Raw genomic sequence first — 16730 nt, forward strand, 5'->3', positions numbered from 1 at the left:
CGTTCCGCGACTGGGCTTTGCAGCGATCGCATGGCAAAGGGGGGCACCATGCACGTAACCCATGACGCCGCCGCCCCCGCCGCGCCCGAGATCGGCTTCGACCAGTTCCTCGCGGTCGATATCCGCATCGGCACGATCGTCGAGGCACGCGAATTCCCGCAGGCGCGCAAGCCCGCCTATCGCCTGACGATCGATTTCGGCGCGCCGATCGGCCGCAAGACGTCCTCGGCGCAGATCACCGAACATTATACGCTCGACGACCTCGTCGGCCGGCAGGTCGCCGCGGTCGTCAACTTCCCCCCACGCCAGATCGGGCCGGTGATGAGCGAAGTGCTGACGCTTGGCTTCCCCGATGCGGACGGCAAGGTCGTGCTGGTCGGCCCCAGCGTTCCGGTGCCGAACGGGGGCCGCCTCTTCTGACCTACGCACGCACCGCCGCCACGAAATAATCGAGCGCGGTATTATCGCTGAGGTGGAAGCCGGCGGCGGGCGAGAAGCTCAGGCCTCGCGTGTCGACGACGCGCAATCCTGCGTCTGCGAGCAGCCCGGTGAGCTCGTCGGGCGTCAGGAACTTGTCCCAGTCGTGGGTGCCCCTGGGGATCTGTCCGACCCCTTCGGCGACGGTGATCATCGCCAGCTTGGACAGCGGCGTGCGGTTGGGGGTCGACAGCAGCAGCAGCCCGCCCGGCGCGAGACTGGCCGCCAGCGCGGTCACGAAGGCGCGGGCGTCGGGGACATGCTCGATAACCTCGAAGCTGACGACCAGGTCATAGGTTTCGCCCGCGACCGCATCGGTGGTGCCGACGCGGTAATCGATGAGCAGGCCGACCGCCGCAGCATGGGCGCGCGCCGCCCCGATATTCTCCGGCGCGGCATCGACCGCGGTAACGTCCGCTCCCAGCCGTGCCAGCGGTTCGCTGAGCAGCCCTGCGCCGCAGCCCATGTCGAGCGCGCGCTTGCCTTTCAGGGGGGTAAAACTGGCGGTGTCGCCGTCCCAATGCGCATCCACCCGCTCACGCAGATAGGCGAGGCGGGGCGGGTTCAGCCGATGAAGCATCGCCGACGACCCTCGCGGATTCCACCAGTCCGCGGCGAGCTTGCCGAAATGCGCGGCTTCGCGCGCGTCGATGCCGTCCGGGTTCGTCGCGGTTGTTACGGTTGCGTCGGTCATGCCGCACTCCTATCAGGCGCCGACTTTCGGCCCAAGGGACAAGATCGAGCACGCACATGGCACGGATCGTGATGAAGTTCGGCGGCACGTCGATGGCGGGCATTGAACGCATCCGCAGTGTCGCCAATCGCGTGAAGCGCGAATGGGCGGCCGGCAACGAAGTGGCGGTCGTCGTTTCCGCCATGTCGGGTGAGACGGACCGGCTGGTCGGCTTCTGCCGTGAAGCCTCGCCGCTCTACGACCCGCAGGAATATGACGTCGTCGTCTCGGCTGGTGAGCAGATCACCTCGGGCCTGCTCGCGATCGCGCTGCAGGCGGTCGGCGTGCCGGCGCGCAGCTGGCTCGGCTGGCAATTGCCGATCCGCACGTCGGACGGCCATGCCTCGGCGCGAATCGGCGAGATCGAGACGGCGGGCGTGCTCGGCGCGATGGCGAATCGCGAGGTCGCGGTCATCCCCGGCTTCCAGGGCTTGGCGGCGGGCGAGCGCGTGACGACGCTGGGACGCGGCGGCTCCGACACGAGCGCTGTCGCGATGGCGGCGGCGCTGAAGGCCGACCGCTGCGACATCTATACCGATGTCGACGGCGTCTACACGACCGACCCGCGCATCGTGCCGCGCGCGCGCAAGCTGAAGCGCGTGACGTATGAGGAAATGCTCGAACTCGCGAGCGTCGGGGCCAAGGTGCTCCAGACCCGCTCGGTCGGGCTCGCGATGAAGGAAAACGTCCGCGTGCAGGTGCTGTCGTCGTTCGTCGACGACGATGCCCCCGCCGCCGACACGCTGCCGGGGACGATGATCGTCGGCGAAGAGGAAGTGGAAGCCATGGAACGCCAGCTCATCACCGGCATCGCGCACGACAAGAACGAGGCGAAGATCACGCTGACCTCCGTCCCCGACAAGCCGGGTGCGGTGGCCAGTGTCTTCGCACCGCTGGCGGATGCGAACATCAACGTCGACATGATCGTCCAGAATATCGCGCATTCGACCGGATCGACCGACGTGACCTTCACGGTGCCGTCGTCCGACCTGGCGCGCAGCCTGGATGTCCTGAGCCGCGCCAAGGCCGAGATCGGCTTCGAAAGCCTGGTCCACGACACCCGCGTCGCCAAGATTTCGGTCGTCGGCGTCGGCATGCGCAGCCATGCGGGCGTCGCATCCAAGATGTTCACGACGCTGGGCGAACGCGGCATCAACATCCAGGCGATCACCACGTCGGAGATCAAGGTGTCGGTCCTGATCCACGAGGACGAGACCGAGCTGGCCGTGCGCGTGCTGCACACCGCGTACGGGCTGGATGCGGAGGACGTGGCCGGCTGATCCCTCTGGCCGTGCTCCGGCACAGGCAGGAGCACGCCCGCTCCCGGAGCGAAGTTCACACCAAAGCGCCGTCTTCGCCGTCGTCGTAATCCAGGTCGTCCGCGTCAGCCGACCAACAGGTCGTCACCGGCGCGGGCGCGGCTTCGCGCTTGGCCGCCTCCAGCTTTTCCTCGAACTCCGCGCCGAGCGACATCATGTCCGGCCGTTCGTCGAATTCCGCCAGCCCGTCGCGGTTCGCGATCGATGGCGGCACGCGGTCGGGATGGCGGTCGGCGATTACCGTCACGGGTTCCTAATTGGGAACGTAGAGGACCGCGTCCGGCCCGTTGCAAGGGGCGAACGGGTGTGGGATGCGTCGAACATGACCAGTTCGGGCGGATGTCAGTGCGGAGCGGTGCGCTTCCGGGTTGAGGGTGCCCTGGAAGAGGCTTCCATCTGCCATTGTCGAATGTGTCAGAAGGCCACTGGTGGACTGTTCGGGCCTTATGTCGGAGCGCCGTTAGACGCGGTGATTTGGACTCGAGGGCAGCCGAGTTATTTCCAGAGCTCGAACAAGGTGCGTCGTGGATTTTGCGGAGCCTGCGGAACGCCTCTCACATATGAATATGGTGAGGGTCATATCAGTTTCGCACTTGGTGCTATGGATAACCCACGATCAGTAAAGTTGAGCGAGCAACTTGCCTCGCCTGAGCGGATCGCCGATTTCGAAGCCCTAGCCGGTCTGCCAGAACATTCGACTGACGAGCCGAGAGCGGCTGCTCACTTGGCGAGTATCATCTCCTTTCAGCATCCTGACTACGATACCAGCGATTGGCCCCTCGACCGTAAGTGATGGGTTAATCGCTGCGACGTGGGCATTCCCGAAACTCGATCCCAATGGGAATGCCCCGCCCGTCTCGCTGGCCGTTCCCAAACGGGAAGGGCATAAGCGGCGTCAGGCAGCGCTCGCCGACGAGCCGATTAGCCGTGTGATCGCCTCGGCCGCCTCGCCCGGTGCGGTCTGGCCTGTATCAATCCTCAGTGCGGTAGGCGGCATCGTATCCATGCACGCGGTGATCGCTGGTCGAAGCTCACGTAGCAGGCCCAGTGATCGCAGCTTGCCAAACATCGCGCGATCAGCAGCGATCAACCGCTTTTCCTGATCGGCGTCTTCTACGTCGAGCGCGATGCTCAGCACCTCTCCACCGGCATGTTCGACCGCCTGATACAGTCGAGATGGGAAGTCGGGGGCAACGGTCGGTTCGGGCGCGAAGGTGAAGATGATCGACCGTCCTGCGTGCGCAGCAGCAGAAATCGTATCGAGCCAGAAGCGCTCGCGTAGCTGGACGAAGTTCTCCGAGCCGAAAGGAAACACGGCTGCGACCGCATCTACGATCAGGTGATTATGAAAAAGCGCAAAGCCGGTACGATCGGCAACCATGCGACCGATCGTCAGCTTGCCGGAGGCTGGAGGCCCATAGATGAACAACAACCGCATCGGGAGAGGCTACCGAAGGAGCGGAACATCATCAACGGTCACGGTCCGCCGTAATGCCGGTTTCTCGTTTCACCATCCCAATGGGAATGCCCCGCCCGTCTCGCTGGCCGTTACCAATCGGGAAAGTCCCTCTCGACAGTTGGGCCAGCTTGATCGGTGCTGCCGGTTATGGTTCAACCGAAAAATATGGAATACTCGACCTCCTAGTTGGCGCGAGAAATCGATGTTCTTTCCAATGTTGCTGGTCGCGGCGGCCGAAATGCATTCGGGCAGGATGGAAGTAGCAGCGGAGATTGCGCGAGATAGGGCGTTGTGCTCTGCACCGTCGGGCAAGCGACGGACAGTGCGTGGGATCGTGGTAACCGACGAACCGGGCGCAGAGGGTGTTTATCGTCGCCTCCGGGTCACGGCGGATGGCGGCGCCTACCTCATCGTGCATTACGACCCGGCATCTGAATCGATAGCGCGTGCACGTGCGGCGTGTTTGGGGCGGCAGCTTGAGTTGCTCCGCGGACTGACGGGCGATGAACGGCAGGGCGCTCAATGGTACTCCGTCGTGTTTACGAACGCCGCGAATTACAGTCCGCCGCGGGGGCCATCGGAAGTGGCGCGCTGGACGATCGAGACTGATGCAGCGGGCCGACTGACCGAAGCCGGTCAGCGTACGCTGACAGCGGTTCTCCCGCACGAACAGGTTCATCTTTTTCAATATCGGATGCAGGCCTTGCCGCCCCGTTGGTTCCTGGAAGGTCACGCCAGCTGGGTCGGGCTCAAGGTTTCTGACCGGATAGACCCAGCGGCTGCGGCAGCCGATCGCAGATTGAAGGCCGAAGGGGCGGCTAAATCCAAAGGCCAACCGTTGAATCTGGCAGGTTGGGGATCGGTCCGACCGAAGCGTGAGGCGATTATGCGGCAGGTGTCCGACGAAGATCGCGCACGCATGATGCGGGACCCGAACTTTGCTCCGAGCGGCTCGTTCCGGTTCACGGCTGACGATCTTATCGGAGACGAAAGCAACATCGTTGCGCGCTATCATGCGGCTACGGCCTTGTTCGAACGCCTGGAACGGGAACACGGTGCTGAAGCGGTTCACGCTTTTGCCCGCGAAACGACGGCAACCGCAGGGCGCGTAACGGCTAATCGCATGGACGAACTTGTCAGAAAGCATTTCAACATCGGTGCAGACGCTTTGTTGGCGGACACGACACCGAGCGGAACAGCCCGCTGACTGACACCAGTTTTCCAAACGATCAGCTTTGCCAGCGGTTTTGAGAAGGTTGGGGCCTTCCCAAAACACGATCATTTGCGGGAATTGTGGGGCCATCCGAACCGGGGCTAACTCCCTCACTCGCCGATCACATGCAACGCCACCCGCCGCCGATGGGCTGCGCTGCGGTGCTCGAACAAATACACGCCCTGCCAAGTCCCGAGTGCCGGCCTCCCGCCGATGACCGGGATCGACAGGCTGACCGCGGTCAGTGCGGCGCGCAGGTGGGCGGGCATGTCGTCGGGGCCTTCGTCGTCGTGCTCGTAGGCGCGGGATTCGGGGGCGATCCTGGTGAAATAGCGCTCCAGGTCGCGGCGCGCGGCGGGGGCAGCGTTTTCCTGGATCAGCAGCGAGCAGCTGGTGTGGCGGACGAACAGCGTCAGCAGGCCGGTCGCGATCCCGGTGTCCGCGACCCAGCTAACAACTTCGCGCGTGATCTCGTGCAGGCCCTGGCCGGGCGTGGGGACGATCATTTCGTGATGGGCCTGTCGCATGGCGCCGGACTTGCCTGATCGCGCCGTGCGGGGCTAGGCGGTTGTGCATGACGATCGGACAAGAGCGGCTGGCACGCCGCATGGCACGCGGGTGTGAGTTTCTGGGCAGCGAGGTCGCCGTGATGTGCGGCGCGATGTCGTGGGTCAGCGAGCGCAACCTGGTCGCCGCCATGTCGAACGCGGGCGGCTTCGGGCTGATCGCGTGCGGGGCGATGACGCCGGCGCTGCTCGATGCGGAGATCGCGGGGACCAAGGCGCTGACATCGAAGCCGTTCGGCGTGAACCTGATCACCATGCATCCGCAGCTGTTCGAGCTGATCGAGGTGTGCGGTCGCCACGGCGTGACGCATGTCGTGCTGGCCGGCGGGCTGCCGCCCAAGGGCGCGCTGGAGGCGATCAAGGCGACCGGCGCCAAGGTGATCTGCTTCGCGCCGGCGCTCAGCCTCGCCAAGAAGCTGGTCCGCTCCGGCGTCGACGCGCTGGTGATCGAGGGGATGGAGGCTGGGGGCCACATCGGTCCGGTGTCGACCAGCGTGCTGGCGCAGGAGATGCTGCCGGAACTCGCCGAGCAGCTGCCGGTGTTCGTCGCGGGCGGGATCGGCCGCGGGGAGGCGATCGCGGGCTATCTCGACATGGGCGCGGCAGGCGTGCAGCTCGGCACGCGGTTCGTCTGCGCGACCGAAAGCATCGCGCATGCGAACTTCAAGAAGGCATTCATCCGCGCCTCGGCCCGCGATGCGGTAGCGAGCGTTCAGATCGACCCGCGCCTGCCGGTCATTCCGGTCCGCGCGCTGAAGAACGCGGGCGGCGAGGCGTTCACCGCCAAGCAGCGCGAAGTCGCTCAGATGCTCGACGAGGGCAAGGTGGCGATGGCCGAGGCGCAGCTGCAGATCGAGCATTATTGGGCCGGTGCGCTGCGCCGCGCGGTGATCGACGGCGATGTCGAGAACGGCTCGCTGATGGCGGGCCAGTCGGTCGGCATGGTGACGAAGGAAGAGCCGCTGGCCGATATCCTGGGCACCCTGATCGCGGAAGCCGCGCAGGCGCTGGAGGCGCGAGCGGCGTGATGCTTGCGTTTTGCTAGCAAATTGCTAGCTTGGTTCGATGGCAACGCTGACGATCCGAAACTTCGACGATGCCGCTTACGAACGGCTGAAGCGAGACGCCCGCGCGAACCATCGATCGCTGGAGGCGGAAGCGCGGGCGCGGCTGGAAGGCAGCGCATCGTCGCGCGCGGAATTGCTCGACCAACTGCGGGCTGTCCGGATTCCGACCGGACCAGATTATGAAGGGAGCGTCGCCCTGATTCGATCGGTCCGTGACGAGGAATGACGGTCGTAGATGCCAGTCTGGCGACGAAACTCCTGATAGAAGAGCCCGATAGCGACCTCGCCCACGACTGGTTCCGTGCGGAACGCGGTGCGATCATCGCCCCCGATCTGATCGCGATAGAAGTCGCGCAAGCCGTGGTCCGTCGTGTGAATGAGCGGTTGGCGCCAGCAGAGTTCGGCCGTGCGGCGATGCGAGGATGGACCGAACTTCTGAGCGGCAGGGCGATCGAGCCGGTTCGCATGGGGCCGGAGAATGTCGAGCGGGCTTCTGCCATCGCGATGCATCTGGGGCATCCGGTCAAGGATTGTCTGTACCTTGCGCTGGCCATCGATCGGCGATGCCGGCTCATCACCTGCGATCGCAAGTTCGTGGAGCGCGCCCACGCGATCTATCCCGATATCGCCCTGTTGGCCGACGTCACGCGCGCATAGTAATTCGGACGTCGTATCCGCCAGTCACCGTTTGCAGTGCCGTAGCGTCAGGTCGAACCCGCCCCTCGCACGCCGGGCCGCGATCTGGTAGCGAGGTGGCGATGCCCTTGTCTGCCGCCGCGTCCGCCCGTGAGATCCTCGTCCGCCTGCACGATGTCATGGCGGCGCGCACGTCCGCGCAGGCGAAGCTCAACCAGGTTGCGGACATCATCGCGGAGGCGCTGGATAGCGAGGTCTGCTCGATCTACCTGCTGCGCGAAGGCGTGCTGGAGCTGTTCGCGACGCATGGTCTGGAGGAAAGCGCGGTCCATGTCACCACGCTGGCGCTGGGCGAAGGGCTGGTCGGGACGATCGCGCAGAATGTCGAGACGCTGAACCTGGACGAGGCGGCGTCGCACCCGGACTTCGCCTATCGGCCGGAGACGGGCGAGGACCGGTTCCACAGTTTCGCCGGTGTGCCGATCATCCGGCGCGAGCGCTCGGTCGGGGTGCTGGCGGTCCAGCATGTCGAGCCGCGCCGCTATGCCGATATCGAGATCGAGGCGTTGCAGACCGTCGCGATGGTGCTGAGCGAGCTGATCGCCAATGCCGACCTGATCGACGAATCCTCGGCCGCGACGACCCGCATCCAGTCGACCGCGACCGCGCGCGTGCAGGGGTTCAAGCTGGTCGACGGCATGGGCGCGGGCGTCGCCGTCTATCACCAGCCGCGCATCGTCATCGAACACACCGTCGCCGAGGATACCGAGGCCGAGCGCCGCCGCGTCTACACCGCGTTCGACAAGATGCGCGACCAGATCGAGCGGATGCAGGCGCAGGCCGAATTCGGCGTGGGCGGCGAGCACGACGAGGTGCTCGAGATGTACAAGATGTTCGCCTATGACGAGGGCTGGTCGCGGCGGATCAACGAGGCGATCGACTCCGGTCTGACGGCGGAGGCTGCGATCGAGCGGGTGCAGCAGCGCACGCGGATGCGCATGCGCCAGATCGACGATCCGTTGCTGCGCGACCGGATGCACGACCTGGAGGATCTGTCGAACCGGCTGATCCGCATTGTGTCCGGCCGGCTGGGGACCGCAGCGCAACTGGGTCTGCGCGAAGACACGATCCTGATCGCCAAGAACCTGGGGCCGGCAGAACTGCTGGAATATGACCGGCGGCGGTTGAAGGGCGTGGTGCTGGAGGAAGGGTCGCTGACCGCGCACGTTATCATCGTCGCGCGGGCGATGGGCGTGCCGGTGCTGGGCCGTGCCAAGGATATCAAGCGGCTGGTGGCCGAGGGCGACAAGTTGCTGCTCGACGTCGGCAGCGAGGCGCTGTTCGTCCGCCCAACCCAGGCGATGGAAGAGGCGTTCGAGGCGAAGCTGGCGCTCAGCCAAAAGCGCCGCGCCGCCTTCGCCGCGCTGAAGGGTGTCGCGCCGGAGACGAAGGACGGCCACCGCGTGACCGTGATGGTCAACGCGGGGCTGCGCGACGACGTCGCGGCGCTCGACCTGACCGGTGCGGACGGCATCGGGCTGTTCCGCACCGAATTCCAGTTCCTCGTCAGCGCGACCATGCCCGCACGCGAGCGGCAGCAGCGGCTGTATCGCGACGTGCTGGATGCCGCGGGCGATCGTCCGGTGGTGTTCCGCACGGTCGACATCGGTGGCGACAAGGCGCTGCCCTACCTCGACCATGACGAGGCGGGGGAGGAGGAGAATCCGGCGATGGGCTGGCGCGCGCTGCGTCTGGCGCTGGAACGCGAAGGCTTGATGAAGGCGCAGGCGCGCGCGCTGATCGAGGCAGGGGCGGGGCGGACGCTGAGCGTGATGTTTCCGATGGTCAGCGAGCCGTGGGAGTTCGACCAGGCCCGCGCGATCTTCGAGGCGCAGCGCGGCTGGCTGGCCGATCGCGGCAAGAAGCTGCCGACCCAGATCCGCTACGGCGCGATGCTGGAAGTGCCGGCACTGGCCGAAGTGCTCGACCTGCTGCTGCCGAAGCTGAACTTCCTGTCGATCGGCACCAACGACCTGACTCAGTTCCTGTTCGCCGCCGACCGCGCGCATCCCAAGCTGGCGGTCCGCTACGACTGGCTGAGCCCGGCGATCCTGCGGTTCCTGGCGCGGGTTTCGGGGCAAGCGCGCGCGGCGAATGTGCCGGTCGCGGTGTGCGGCGAAATGGGCGGGCGCCCGCTGGAGGCGCTGGCGCTGATCGGGCTGGGGATCGACCGGCTGTCGATCACGCCGGCGGCGGTCGGGCCGATCAAGGCGATGGTGCGCAGCCTCGATCGCGCGGCGGTGATGGTGCAGATGGCGGACTGGCTCGCCCGGCCGCCGGCGGACATGCGCGCGACGCTCAGCGATTGGGCGGCGGCGCAGGGCGTCGAACTCGACTGACGCGCCGCCGAATTCGGATGCCGGATCGTTGACAGCGGGGGCCAAGCGGTGGACACCGAAGCGGGACAAGCGAGAGTGAGCATGAACGACGCCGAGCCCGGCCTGCCCGGACCGATCGAGACACCCCAGCGCCCCGGCGACCGGCTGCGCGCCGCACGCGAGGCGCAGGGCCTGACGCTGAGCGACGTCGCCGGCCGTACCCGCATTCCGCAGCGCCATCTGGAATCGATCGAAACCGGCACCTACGATAATCTGCCGTCGCAGACCTATGCGATGGGGTTCGCGCGCGCCTATGCCCGCGCGGTCGGCGTCGACGAGGTTACGCTGGCAGCGGATGTCCGGCAGGAGCTGGATCGGACCTGGGATCGTCCGGTCCATAGCGTGCCGGCCTATCAGGTCGACGAACCGTCGCGCTCGCCGTCGGGCGGGCTGGTGTGGGGCGGCCTGCTGGTCGCGATCATACTGATCGTCGGCGTCGGGCTGTGGTACGGGACCGACCTGTTCCGTGGGAGGAGTGCGACATCGTCCGCCGCCGCGCCGCAGGCCGAGGTCGCCGTGCCCGTGCCGCAGACCGTCGCGCCCGCCCCGGCCCCTGCGGCAGGGGACCAGGTGACGGTGACTGCGACCGATGAAGTATGGGTCCGCATCTATGACGCCGACAACAAGACGCTGCTGATCAAGACGATGGCGCCGGGCGAGCGGTTCGACGTGCCCGCAAACGCCAACGGCCCGCAGATCAACGTCGGCCGGCCGGACAAGCTGGCGATTACGGTCGGCGGACGCCCGGTCGCACCGCTCGGCACCGGGCGGGTCGCGATCAAGGACGTGTCGCTGTCGCCGGCATCGCTGCTGGCGCGGGGCGGCGGGACGCCGGCGGTCGCGTCGAGCCCGACGCCCACTGCCACGGCATCGCCCAAGGCAGCGGCACCGACTGCGCGGCCGACAAGCTCGCCGCGTCCGGCGGCACCCGTTGCTGCGTCGCAGCCTGCGCCGACCGAAACGCCATCCGCCACGCCGGCCGGCAACACGACCGGTCTGTAAGGCAGACGGGGTACGGCGCGACTGGCGGTCGGGCGACGGATTTGCGATAATCGACTGTTCGGAAATTGGGTCCGGCGGGGGTGTGACATGCGTAGGATAATGGCGGCGGGCCTCGCCGCGCTGATGCTTCAGGCCGGGGCGGCGTCCGCTCAGACGACGGTCGAGGGGCGGGTCGATCGGCTGGAGCGCGAAATGCGCGCGGTGCAGCGCAAGGTCTTCCCCGGCGGTGCCGGCATGACGGTCGAGCCGCAGATCACCGCACCGGCGACGACGCCCGATGTGCTCGGCACTCCGGCCGCATCGCCGATCACCGACCTGACCGAGCGCGTCAGCGCGTTGGAGGGGAGTGTGCGGTCGATGACGGGGCAGGTCGAACAGACCGGCTATCGCGTCCGTCAGCTGGAAGAGGCCTTCACCGCCTATAAGGCCGCGACCGACGCGCGCATCAAGCTGCTGGAGGATCGCGCGACGGCGGCGCTGGCCCCCGTGCCGGCCGAGCCGGCGGCGGTGGCCGCGACCGGTGACACTGCACCGGCAACCACACCCGCTCGCCGGCCAGCGACGCGCCCTGTTGCGACACCTGCCGCCGAAGAGGTGGCAGCGGACGACGCCGCGCCCGCGATCGAGCGGCCGAAGACCGGTGACCCGGCCGAGGACGGCTATACCTATGGCTATCGTCTGTGGCAGGCCAAGCAATATGCCGCGGCCGAGGCAGAGCTGAAGGCCGTCGTCGAGAAATATCCGAGGCACCGCCGCGCAAGCTTCGCGCAGAATCTGTTGGGCCGGGCCTATCTCGACGAAGGCAAGCCGAGCATGGCGAGCCTCGCCTTCTACGACAGCTACAAGAAATTCCCGGACGGCGAGCGCGCGCCCGACAGCCTCTATTATCTCGCGCAGTCGCTGGTGAAGCTGAAGAAGCCGGCCGCCGACGTGTGCAAGGTCTATACGGAGCTGACCGAGGTCTATGGCACCAAGTTGACCGCGGGGATGAAGGCCGACATCGCCAAGGGGCGGGCCGCGCAGAAATGTTCGTGAGGCAGCCATCCGCCGGTGCTCCCGCGCAGGCGGGAGCTTAGGGTTACTAAGAATGCCGTGTGAGACTCTGGGCTCCCGCCTGCGCGAGAGCACGGAAAGCATGGCTGAGGCTGTCGCCCGCTTTCGCAACGATTGTGTCGCGCTCGTCGGTAATCCAGTCGGCCCGCTTGCCGTAGCCGTCTCGGGTGGCCCAGACTCGATGGCGCTCCTCGCGCTTGCAAAGGCCACAGGTCCGACCATCGCAGCGACGGTCGACCACCGTCTTCGCTCCGAATCGGCAGTCGAGGCCGCGATGGTCGCGCGGTGGTGTCGGGAACGCGACATCCCGCACGCGACGCTGGTGCCCCCGGCCGACTGGTCGCCGCGGTCGATCCAGGCCGATGCCCGCAGGCTTCGGTACGACCTGCTCGCCGGATGGGCGACCGCGGAAGGCGCGAAGGTACTGCTGACTGCGCACCATGCCGATGATCAGGCGGAGACGTTCCTGATGCGCGCGGGGCGGGGATCGGGCGTGTCCGGGCTCGGCGGCATTCGCGCGGCGCGCCCGCTCGGCGGCCTGACGCTGGCGCGGCCGTTGCTGGGCTGGCGACGCGCGGAATTGCGGGCCGTCGTCGACGCGATGGGCGTGCCGTTCGTCGACGACCCGAGCAACGCCGACCCGCGGTTCGACCGCGCGCGGATGCGAGTCTGGCTGGCCGATGCGCCGATCAACGCCGCCGGAGTCGCGCTATCGGCCGCGGCGTGTGGAGAGGCGGCGGCGGCGCTCGACACTCTCGCCGACCTGCTGTTCGCGGAGCGGCGACGCGGCGACGGGTGGGATGTGGCAGGTCTGCCGCGCGAGATGCGGCGGCGACTCGTCACCCGCGCGATCCTCGACGTCCGCACGAGTACGCCGTGCGAGGGGCGATTCGATCCGGCCACCAACGTCGAGTCGGTCCTCGACGCGCTGGAGGACGGCGGAAAGGCGACGCTCGCCGGCGTTCTCGCCTTCGTTCGCGGCGGAATCTGGCACTTTACCGCCGCTCCGCCGCGTCGATCAGACTGATCGACGCTGTTCCATTGCCATTAACCTGTCTGCGCCTATCTTATGGGACGCAGAAAGGTGCTCAACGCGCGATGAACGATAACGACAAGCAGCCCTCCCCCGGCGGCGGCGGCAATCCCTGGATGAAGAGCCTGATGATCTGGGTCGGCATCTTGCTGGCCCTGGCGCTCTTCGTGCAACTCTTCGACACGCGCGGGACGACGGCGACGGGCAATGAGATCGCCTATTCGACGTTCCTCGACCGCGTCGACGAAGGGACCGTCAAGGAAGTGGCGATCAGCCGCGACGTAATCGTCGGTAAGACGACCGCGGGCGAGGCGTTCCGCACGCGTCCGTTGCCGGTTCCAGACACGACGCTGATCCCGACGCTGCGCCAGAAGGGCGTGACTGTCTCGGCCCGCGCCGAGGAAGGGTCGTCGATCTGGGCGGCGCTGCTGGTCCAGTCGCTGCCGTTCCTGCTGTTCATCGGCATCGCGTTCTTTGTCGTGCGCCAGATGCAGAAGAATTCGGGTGCGGGCGGCGCGATGGGCTTCGGCAAGTCGCGCGCCAAGATGCTGACGCAGAAGGAAGGTCGCGTGACCTTCGACGACGTCGCCGGCATCGACGAAGCGCGCGAGGAATTGCAGGAAGTCGTCGAGTTTCTGAAGGATCCGTCGAAGTTCGCGCGGCTGGGCGGCAAAATCCCCAAGGGCGCGCTGCTGGTCGGCTCGCCCGGTACCGGCAAGACCCTGCTCGCCCGCGCGATCGCGGGTGAGGCGGGCGTGCCGTTCTTCACCATCTCGGGTTCGGACTTCGTCGAGATGTTCGTGGGCGTCGGCGCGAGCCGCGTGCGCGACATGTTCGAACAGGCCAAGAAGTCGGCGCCGTGCATCGTCTTCATCGACGAAATCGACGCGGTCGGTCGCCATCGTGGCGCGGGCCTGGGCAACGGCAACGACGAGCGCGAGCAGACGCTGAATCAGCTGCTGGTCGAAATGGACGGCTTCGAGGCGAACGAGGGGATCATCATCGTCGCGGCGACGAACCGCCCCGACGTGCTCGATCCCGCGCTGCTGCGTCCGGGCCGCTTCGACCGCCAGGTCGTCGTGCCGCGCCCGGATATCGAGGGCCGGATCAAGATCCTCGAAGTCCATATGAAGAAGGTGCCGCTGGCTCCCGACGTCGATTCGCGCGTCATCGCCCGCGGCACGCCGGGCTTCTCAGGCGCCGATCTGGCGAACCTCGTCAACGAGGCCGCGCTGACTGCGGCGCGCAAGGGCAAGCGCCTGGTCGCGATGCTCGAATTCGAAGAGGCCAAGGACAAGGTCATGATGGGCGCCGAGCGTCGCAGCATGGTCATGACCGAGGATGAGAAGCGGATGACCGCCTATCATGAGGCGGGCCACGCGATCGTCAGCATCCACGAACCTGCGAGCGATCCGATCCACAAGGCGACGATCATCCCGCGCGGCCGTGCGCTGGGCATGGTCATGCGCCTGCCGGAACGCGATTCGTACAGCTATCACCGCGACAAGATGTACGCGAACCTGGCGGTCGCGATGGGCGGCCGCGTCGCCGAGGAGGTCATCTTCGGCTATGACAAGGTGTCGTCGGGCGCGAGCGGCGACATTCAATATGCCACCGGCCTCGCCCGCGACATGGTCACGAAATGGGGCATGTCGGACAAGGTCGGCCCCGTCGAATATGCTCAGCCCGAAGGCGAAAGCTTCCTCGGCTATTCGTCGAGCCAGCCGGTGCGGATGTCGAACGCCACGGCCCAGCTGATCGACGACGAGATCAAGAACATCGTCGAAGGCGGCCTGACGCGCGCCAAGCAGGTGCTGGGCGAGCATATCGACCAGCTCCACACGCTGGCACAGGCGCTGCTCGAATATGAGACGCTGTCGGGCGAGGAGATCAAGCGGCTGATCGCCGGCGAGGATCTCGGCCGACCCGATCCGGGTGCCAAGACGTCGAGCGTCCCGATGAGGGGAACGTCGATCCCGAAGACCAAGCGGCCGAGCGGGCCGTTCGGATCGGCGGCACCGCAGGGAGCGTAAGGGACACGAAACCGCGGATCGGGGGATGCCTGATCCGCGGTTTTTGCTGTTTGGTGCCACGAGCCATGCTCAGGCTCGAGGGAAGCCGTTCTGAGACTCCTGTCGGTGCTCCCGCGTAGGCGGGAGCCTAGAGTCCCGAGTGACGTCATCAGTTGTATTGCTTGGCCCTGGGTTCCCGCCTCCGCCGGAACACCGATGGGCTGTGGCTATATGCAGAACTTTTGCACAATTTTTATCAAAGCCTGAACAACAGATCAAACGGGTCGTCACGACCCCGCCCTCAACCCCGCTGCGCGCGCTCGTGGTGGCGGATGACTTCATCGATGATGAATCGCAGGAATTTTTCGGAGAATTCCGGGTCCAGCTGCGCCTGTTCGGCCAGGCCACGCAGGCGCGCGATCTGCGCTTCCTCGCGGCCGGGGTCGGCCGGCGGCAGCTGGCTTTCCGCCTTGTAGCGGCCGACCGCCTGGGTCACCTTGAACCGCTCGGCCAGCATGAAGACGAGGGCGGCATCGATGTTGTCGATGCTCTGGCGATAGCGCTCCAGCGTCGGGTCGGTCATGGCGGCCTTTTGAAGCGATGGCGCGCCGCTCGCAAGGCTTGCGTTTCTCACCCCCGCCCGCCATTTGCAGATGCAGCATGAGCGCCACCATCCACCGCCTGGGCGATAAGCGTCCGCCCTCGCTCGATCCGATGCTGGCGCTGGTCGCGCACGACATGAACCTCGTGAACAAGGCGATCCTCGACAGGATGCAGTCGGACATCCCGCTGATCCCCGAACTGGCCGGTCACCTGATCGCGGGCGGTGGCAAGCGGATGCGGCCGATGCTGACGCTGGCGAGCGCGAAGCTGCTGGGGTACCCCGGCGCGCGGCACCACCGGCTGGCGGCGGCGGTGGAGTTCATCCACACCGCGACGCTGTTGCACGACGATGTGGTCGATTCGTCCGACCTGCGGCGCGGACGCCGAACCGCCAACATCATCTGGGGCAATCCGGCGAGCGTGCTGGTCGGCGATTTCCTGTTCTCGCGCAGCTTCGAACTGATGGTCGAGGACGGAAGCCTGAAGGTGCTGAAGATTTTGTCCAATGCGTCGGCGGTGATCGCGGAGGGCGAGGTCAACCAGCTGACCGCGGTGCGACGCATCGACCTGAGCGAAGAACGCTATCTCGACATCATCGGCGCGAAGACCGCCGCGCTGTTCGCCGCCGCCTGCCGCATCGCTGCGGTGGTGGCCGAGCGGACCGAGGCGGACGAGGCGGCGCTGGATGCTTATGGCCGGAACCTCGGCATCGCGTTCCAGCTGGTCGACGATGCGCTCGACTATACCTCGGACGCGGGCACGATGGGCAAGGACGCGGGCGACGACTTCCGCGAGGGCAAGATGACGCTGCCGATCATCCTCGCCTATGCGCGCGCGGATGCCGAGGGGCGCAGCTTCTGGCAGGAAGCGGTGCTGGGGCGGCGGATTTCCGATGCGGACTTCGCTGAGGCGGTGGCGCGGGTTCAGGCGACGCGGGCGGTCGACGATACGCTGGCCCGTGCACGGCACTATGGCCAGCGCGCGATCGATGCGCTTGGCCGGTTCGATGGCGGCGCGGCGAAGGATGCGATGATCGAGGCGGTCGAGTTCGCGGTCGCCCGCGCGTATTAAGTCCCCGCCGTGCCCTCAATCTCCGTTCGTGCTGAGCTTGTCGAAGCA

At 66.6% G+C, this 16730-nt stretch carries 18 protein-coding genes; 13 read left to right on the top strand and 5 right to left on the bottom strand.

The window, feature by feature from the left end; all coding sequences use genetic code 11:
• Positions 1-48 precede the first annotated feature (48 nt).
• On the top strand, positions 49-420 hold the full coding sequence (locus ACFSC3_RS07765) for a tRNA-binding protein (RefSeq protein ID WP_380939839.1): 372 nt from the start codon (positions 49-51) through the stop codon (positions 418-420).
• 1 nt (position 421) lies between these two features.
• On the opposite strand, the gene ubiG is transcribed toward ACFSC3_RS07765, so the two are convergent.
• The gene (gene ubiG / locus ACFSC3_RS07770; RefSeq protein WP_380939840.1) at positions 422-1171 is read right to left on the bottom strand and encodes a bifunctional 2-polyprenyl-6-hydroxyphenol methylase/3-demethylubiquinol 3-O-methyltransferase UbiG; all 750 of its coding nucleotides are present in this window, start codon (positions 1169-1171) and stop codon (positions 422-424) included.
• Between the two features lie 56 nt (positions 1172-1227).
• Between ubiG and ACFSC3_RS07775 the strand changes: the two genes are divergently transcribed.
• Positions 1228-2490 (top strand): aspartate kinase, encoded by a 1263-nt coding sequence (locus ACFSC3_RS07775; RefSeq protein ID WP_380939841.1) that lies wholly within the window; start codon positions 1228-1230, stop codon positions 2488-2490.
• A gap of 55 nt (positions 2491-2545) precedes the next feature.
• On the opposite strand, the gene ACFSC3_RS07780 is transcribed toward ACFSC3_RS07775, so the two are convergent.
• On the bottom strand, positions 2546-2776 hold the full coding sequence (locus tag ACFSC3_RS07780; RefSeq protein ID WP_380939842.1) for a hypothetical protein: 231 nt from the start codon (positions 2774-2776) through the stop codon (positions 2546-2548).
• A gap of 75 nt (positions 2777-2851) precedes the next feature.
• On the opposite strand from ACFSC3_RS07780, the gene ACFSC3_RS07785 reads away from it, so the two are divergent.
• Positions 2852-3322, top strand: a complete 471-nt coding sequence (locus ACFSC3_RS07785) for a GFA family protein (protein ID WP_380939843.1) — start codon at positions 2852-2854, stop codon at positions 3320-3322.
• Between the two features lie 102 nt (positions 3323-3424).
• Here the strand turns inward: ACFSC3_RS07785 and ACFSC3_RS07790 are convergent, their stop codons facing one another.
• Positions 3425-3967 (bottom strand): shikimate kinase, encoded by a 543-nt coding sequence (locus ACFSC3_RS07790; protein WP_380939844.1) that lies wholly within the window; start codon positions 3965-3967, stop codon positions 3425-3427.
• Here ACFSC3_RS07790 and ACFSC3_RS07795 point away from each other — a divergent pair.
• Complete coding sequence (locus ACFSC3_RS07795) at positions 3951-5195, top strand: hypothetical protein (RefSeq protein WP_380939845.1); 1245 nt, start codon at positions 3951-3953, stop codon at positions 5193-5195. The genes ACFSC3_RS07790 and ACFSC3_RS07795 overlap by 17 nt on opposite strands.
• A 116-nt stretch (positions 5196-5311) precedes the next feature.
• On the opposite strand, the gene ACFSC3_RS07800 is transcribed toward ACFSC3_RS07795, so the two are convergent.
• Positions 5312-5728, bottom strand: coding sequence for a secondary thiamine-phosphate synthase enzyme YjbQ (locus tag ACFSC3_RS07800; RefSeq protein ID WP_380939846.1), 417 nt, complete (start codon positions 5726-5728; stop codon positions 5312-5314).
• A 47-nt stretch (positions 5729-5775) separates the two neighbouring features.
• Between ACFSC3_RS07800 and ACFSC3_RS07805 the strand changes: the two genes are divergently transcribed.
• The 8 genes from ACFSC3_RS07805 to ftsH all read left to right on the top strand — a co-directional run bounded on the left by ACFSC3_RS07805 (position 5776) and on the right by ftsH (position 15029).
• On the top strand, positions 5776-6795 hold the full coding sequence (locus ACFSC3_RS07805; RefSeq protein ID WP_380939847.1) for an NAD(P)H-dependent flavin oxidoreductase: 1020 nt from the start codon (positions 5776-5778) through the stop codon (positions 6793-6795).
• 37 nt (positions 6796-6832) lie between these two features.
• Positions 6833-7060 carry a FitA-like ribbon-helix-helix domain-containing protein gene (locus tag ACFSC3_RS07810; protein WP_380939848.1) on the top strand — a complete coding sequence of 76 codons (228 nt, stop codon included), beginning with the start codon at positions 6833-6835 and terminating at the stop codon, positions 7058-7060.
• Positions 7057-7491, top strand: a complete 435-nt coding sequence (locus ACFSC3_RS07815) for a type II toxin-antitoxin system VapC family toxin (RefSeq protein ID WP_380939849.1) — start codon at positions 7057-7059, stop codon at positions 7489-7491. The genes ACFSC3_RS07810 and ACFSC3_RS07815 overlap by 4 nt, the downstream gene beginning before the upstream one ends.
• A 101-nt stretch (positions 7492-7592) precedes the next feature.
• Entirely contained in the window at positions 7593-9869 is a 2277-nt protein-coding gene (gene ptsP, locus ACFSC3_RS07820) for a phosphoenolpyruvate--protein phosphotransferase (protein WP_380939850.1), read from the top strand.
• Between the two features lie 81 nt (positions 9870-9950).
• Positions 9951-10910, top strand: a complete 960-nt coding sequence (locus ACFSC3_RS07825; RefSeq protein ID WP_380939851.1) for a helix-turn-helix domain-containing protein — start codon at positions 9951-9953, stop codon at positions 10908-10910.
• Between the two features lie 87 nt (positions 10911-10997).
• Positions 10998-11945 carry a tol-pal system YbgF family protein gene (locus ACFSC3_RS07830; protein WP_380939852.1) on the top strand — a complete coding sequence of 316 codons (948 nt, stop codon included), beginning with the start codon at positions 10998-11000 and terminating at the stop codon, positions 11943-11945.
• A 100-nt stretch (positions 11946-12045) separates the two neighbouring features.
• Positions 12046-12990: a tRNA lysidine(34) synthetase TilS gene (tilS, locus tag ACFSC3_RS07835; RefSeq protein ID WP_380939853.1), complete on the top strand. Its 945-nt coding sequence runs from the start codon at positions 12046-12048 to the stop codon at positions 12988-12990.
• A 71-nt stretch (positions 12991-13061) separates the two neighbouring features.
• On the top strand, positions 13062-15029 hold the full coding sequence (gene ftsH / locus ACFSC3_RS07840) for an ATP-dependent zinc metalloprotease FtsH (RefSeq protein ID WP_380939854.1): 1968 nt from the start codon (positions 13062-13064) through the stop codon (positions 15027-15029).
• A gap of 280 nt (positions 15030-15309) precedes the next feature.
• Here ftsH and ACFSC3_RS07845 read toward each other — a convergent pair whose 3' ends face one another.
• Positions 15310-15591, bottom strand: coding sequence for a chorismate mutase (locus ACFSC3_RS07845; RefSeq protein WP_380939855.1), 282 nt, complete (start codon positions 15589-15591; stop codon positions 15310-15312).
• 77 nt (positions 15592-15668) lie between these two features.
• Here ACFSC3_RS07845 and ACFSC3_RS07850 point away from each other — a divergent pair, with 77 nt between their 5' ends.
• On the top strand, positions 15669-16682 hold the full coding sequence (locus ACFSC3_RS07850) for a polyprenyl synthetase family protein (RefSeq protein ID WP_380939856.1): 1014 nt from the start codon (positions 15669-15671) through the stop codon (positions 16680-16682).
• The last annotated feature ends 48 nt before the right edge of the window (positions 16683-16730 follow it).

The sequence above is a fragment of the Sphingomonas floccifaciens genome (assembly GCF_042681125.1).
Lineage (GTDB): Bacteria > Pseudomonadota > Alphaproteobacteria > Sphingomonadales > Sphingomonadaceae > Sphingomonas > Sphingomonas floccifaciens.